The organism is Streptomyces calidiresistens (assembly GCF_014141525.1).
Classification (GTDB): domain Bacteria; phylum Actinomycetota; class Actinomycetes; order Streptomycetales; family Streptomycetaceae; genus Streptomyces; species Streptomyces calidiresistens.
This window is the reverse complement of the sequence record NZ_VKHS01000485.1, coordinates 1-4,313: the sequence shown is the minus strand read 5'-3', so window position 1 is coordinate 4,313 and position 4,313 is coordinate 1. Positions and strand designations below refer to the sequence as shown.

At 75.4% G+C, this 4,313-nt stretch carries 3 protein-coding genes; 2 read left to right on the top strand and 1 reads right to left on the bottom strand.

The features are described 5' to 3' along the window. Nucleotides 1-2,144 (bottom strand): sensor histidine kinase (locus tag FOE67_RS18135; RefSeq protein ID WP_182665582.1); only part of this gene is annotated, 2,144 nt, incomplete at its 3' end. Between the two features lie 423 nt (nt 2,145-2,567). Here FOE67_RS18135 and FOE67_RS18130 point away from each other — a divergent pair. Both FOE67_RS18130 and FOE67_RS18125 read left to right on the top strand, forming a co-directional pair. After that, complete coding sequence (locus FOE67_RS18130; protein ID WP_182665580.1) at nt 2,568-3,572, top strand: AurF N-oxygenase family protein; 1,005 nt, start codon at nt 2,568-2,570, stop codon at nt 3,570-3,572. A gap of 71 nt (nt 3,573-3,643) precedes the next feature. After that, nucleotides 3,644-4,313, top strand: a 670-nt coding sequence (locus FOE67_RS18125; protein WP_182665578.1) for a TetR/AcrR family transcriptional regulator, incomplete at its 3' end; no start/stop codon positions are given.

Here is a 4,313-nt window from a genome sequence, read left to right as displayed (position 1 = left end):
GTGACGATCCCCCGTTCCCCCTCGAAGCGGCCGCCCGCCGGCGTTCCCCCGGTCGGGACCGGCTCCTCCCGGTACCCGGCCTCCCCGGGCTCGGCGTACCCCCCGGCGCCCGTCGGGACGTCCGCCGCGACGAGCAGCCGGCGCGGCAGCACGATCCAGGCGGTGACACCGCCGCCGTGCCCGGCGTCGACGGGGCCATCGGCCTGGGTGTGCCGCACCTCCACCCGGGCGCCCAACCGACCGGCCAGCGCCCCCACGACGAAGTGGCCCAGCCGCCGGGTGGGCGTACCGAGGAACTCCGCGGTGCCGGCGAGGCGTTCGTTGGCGAGCGCCAGTTCGGCGTCGCTCATGCCGCTGCCCCGGTCCAACACCACCACGCAGTACTCGGCCCCGTCCCACCAGCCGTAGACCTCCACCGGCCGGGAGGGTGGCGAGGCGGTGAGCGCGTTCTCGATCAACTCGGCCAGCAGGTGGGAGAGTTCGGCGACCCACCGACCGTGCACCAGGCAGGGGGCGGCCTCCACCAGGGTGACCCGCCGATACTCCTCGACCTCGGAGATCGCCGAGTGGACGACCTCGGCGATCGGCACCGTGCCGTTCCACACCCGGGGCGGGGACTGCTCACCGGCGAGCAGGAGCAACGAGTCGGCGTTGCGGCGCATCCGGGTGGCCAGGTGGTCCAGTTCGAACAGCTCGCCCAGGGCGTCGGGGTCCAGTTCCTTGCTCTCCAGGGCGGTGATCAGGCGCAGTTGGCGGTGGAGGAGCTGCTGGTTGCGGCGACCGAGGTGGGCCAGGGACTCGGTGCCGTTGCGGCGCAGTACGGCCTGTTCGGCGGCGAGACCCAGCGCGGTGTGCTCCACACGGCGCAGGGCGGCGGCCAGTTGGCCGACCTCCTCCGGCTCGCCGCGGCCGGCGTCGGCCGGGCCGCGGGGTGGGCCGGGCAGCATCCGCTGGGCCTCCTCCGGCTCCGCCTTCTGGACGGCGCGCACGGTCTCCGGCAGACGGTGCTCGGCCAGGTCCTCGGCCTCCCGGGCGAGCCGGGTGAGGGGGCGGGTGATGGAGCGGGCTGCCAGGGTCGAGAACACCACGGCCGCGCCGATGACCCCCAGCCCCAGCAGCAGGAAGGCCGCCAGCCGCCGGCCGGCCTCCGCCCGCAGCTCGCCGGCCCGCAGGGCCACGGCGTCGGCGGTCTCGGCCTGGACGGCGTGCAGGCCGTCGACGACGGCGGTCGAGGTGCTCCACCACTCCTCGGGATCGACGGTGACCGCCCGGCCGTCGGCCCCGGCCGCGAGTTCCTCCTCCAGTTCCGGGAGGCGCAGGCCGGCCGGGGAGTCCAGTACCTCCCGCACGGCGGAGCGCACGGCGGGGTCGGCGACCCGGTCCAGCGCCGCCAGGGCCCCGGTCCGGGCGCCGCGCGCCTCCACGAAGGCGAGGTGGTCGGCGGGTTCGAAACGGCCGGCGACGAGGACGGCGGTGAGCACGGACCGTTCGGCGGAGAGCGCCTCGGAGGCCTCCGAGAGCCGGTCCAGGGATTCCAGGCCGGTGGTCAGGGCGCGGTCGTCGTGGGCGGGCCGGTCCTCGGCCAGGGCGCGGTTGAGCCCGGCGATGGTCCCGGAGAAGTAGGCGGGTCCGTCGGCGCCCGCGATCCCGTTGTCGATGCGGTCGCGGACGCCGGGCAGCCGGTTCAGCGCGTCGAGCGCCGAGCGGACGGCCGGGGCGGTGTCGGGGCCGCCCTCCTCCAGCGCCCGGCCGACCGTGCGGCGCAGGCCGTCCACACGGCGGCGGGTGTCCGCGAGTTCGGGACGGTAGCGGCCGGCACCGACCGCCAGTCCGGTGCCCAGCCCGTGTTCGCGTTGCAGTTCCCGCACCAACCTCTGCACGTCGAGGGAGAGTTCGACCCCGTCGGCGCTGCGGCCGGCGGCGGACCACCGCTCGGCGTGGTCGGCGATCCCGACACCGACCAGGACGAGCAGCAGGCAGGTGGGCACGGCCAGTACGAGCGCCACCCGGCCGCGGATGGAGTTCGGGCCCGGTGGGCGCAGGCGGGAACGGGGGCGGTCGGGTCGGCGGGACGCCGCCGTCGGCTCCGGGTGCCGCCCGGCGGGCGGTGCGGTGCGGCCCGGCCGGCTCGCTGTGCGTGTCATCGTCCGGTGTCTCCCCGGTGGGTGTCGTCCCCGACGCGTCGCGCGCGCGGGGGGCGCGAGCGGCGCGCCCGGTGTGCGGACCGGCTCCCCACCGCGGTTCCGGGAGGTCGTGCCGGCGCGGGAGCCCCTCCCCCGGGTGGTCACCCGTCGCGTCCGGCCGGTCCCGGGCTCCCGTCGCTCCCCCCGCGCGGGGCGGTGTGCCGGATCGGTGACGCCAGCACAGCGGGTAACGGTTACCGATGTCCCCGGTGACCATGGCCGCGAGGTGAACAACGGGCGTGAACACCGGGCGTGAACCCGCCCCGGTGCGGGCCGGGTTGCCCGTTCCCCGGTACATCCGCACGAGGGATTGACGCCCTTGCTGACAAGTAGTCTCATAAGGGGGAGGTCGCCGTCGCACGCCGTGCACCGAGGAGGTCCCCCATGACACCGCCGCATCCCGTGTCCCGGTTCCCGCGCGGAGCCGTCCGGTCGGGTGTCCCCGCCGGGGGCGGCAAGGGCGGGGAGGAGATCGACTTCGAGGCCCTGCGCGACGCGCTGGGCGCCCTGCGGGACCGCGAGCGGGTGGCCGAGCGCCTGCTGGCCTCCTCCGCCCGGCACTCCTTCGACCCGGACACGGAGCTGGACTGGGACGCGCCCCCGGTGGACGGCCTGTGGTACTGGCCGCCCGAGCTGGTCTCCCTCTACGACACCCCGCTGTGGTACCGGATGTCGGAGGAGCAGCGGATCGACCTCTCCCGCCACGAGTCCGCCGCCCTGGCCTCCCTGGGCATCTGGTTCGAGCTGATCCTCATGCAGTTGCTGGTCCGTCACATCTACGACAAGGCGATGACCAGCTCGCACGTGCGCTACGCGCTCACCGAGATCGCCGACGAGTGCCGGCACTCGATGATGTTCGCGCGCGTCATCCGCTGGACCGGCGCCCCCGCCTACCCCGTCTCCCGCCGTCACCACAACCTCGGTCGGCTCTTCAAGACGATCTCCACCACCCCCGGCTCCTTCACCGCCACCCTCCTCGGCGAGGAGGTGCTGGACTGGATGCAGCGCCTGACCTTCCCCGACGAGCGGGTCCAGCCGCTGATCCGCGGCGTCACCCGGATCCACGTCGTGGAGGAGGCCCGGCACGTGCGCTACGCCCGCGAGGAGTTGCGCCGGCAGATGCTCACCGCGCCCCGCTGGGAACGCGAGTTCACCCGGTTGAGCTGCGGGGAGTTCGCCCGGATCTTCTCGGTGGCCTTCGTCAACCCCGAGGTCTACACCCGGGTCGGGCTGGATCGCCGGGAGGCGGTGGCGCAGGTACGGGCGAGCGAGCACCGGCGGGCCGTGATGCGGGACGGTGCCCGCAAGCTGACCGAGTTCCTCGACGGGATCGGGGTCCTGCGGGGCGTCGGTCGGCGGATGTGGCGGCAGTCGGGGCTGCTGGCCTGATCCGCGGGCGCGGGGCCGGTCGGGAGGACGACCCCGCGCCCGGCGACACCCGGCGCACTACGCTTCCGGGCATGAGCACGCGTCCCGCGCCGACCGACCCGGCCTACCGCAGACTGAGCGCCGACGCACGCCGTGAGCAGCTGATCCGGGCCGCGCAGGGGCTGTTCGCCCACCACGCCCCCGAGCAGGTCTCCCCCGAGGCCGTGGCCCGCGCCGCCGGCGTCTCCCGCCCCCTGGTCTACCGGTACTTCCCCGGCGGCAGGCAACAGCTGTACGAGGCGGCGCTCCTCGGGGCCGCCGAGGAGCTGGAGCGCTGCTTCACCGAGCCCCGACGCGGCCCGCTGCCCGAGCGCCTGGGGCGCGCGCTGGACCGCTACCTGGCCTTCGTCGAGGACCACGCCGAGGGCTTCACCGCCCTGCTGCGCGGCGGCGGCGTCGCGGCCACCTCCCGCACCGGCGCCATCGTGGACCGGGTGCGGCGGGCCGCCGCCGACCAGATCATGGCGCACATGGCCGTCGAACGCCCCGGGCCGCTGCTGCTGATGGCGGTCCGCACCTGCATCTCCGCCGTCGAGACGGCCTCGCTGACCTGGCTGGACGAGGGGCGCCGGCCCGAACGCCCGGAACTGCGCGACTGGCTGGTGGACCACTGCGCGGCCGTGCTCGCCACCACCGCCCGGCACGACCCGCAGACCGCCGCCGCCCTCGCCGCGGCGGGGGGCACCGGCTGTCTCTTATACA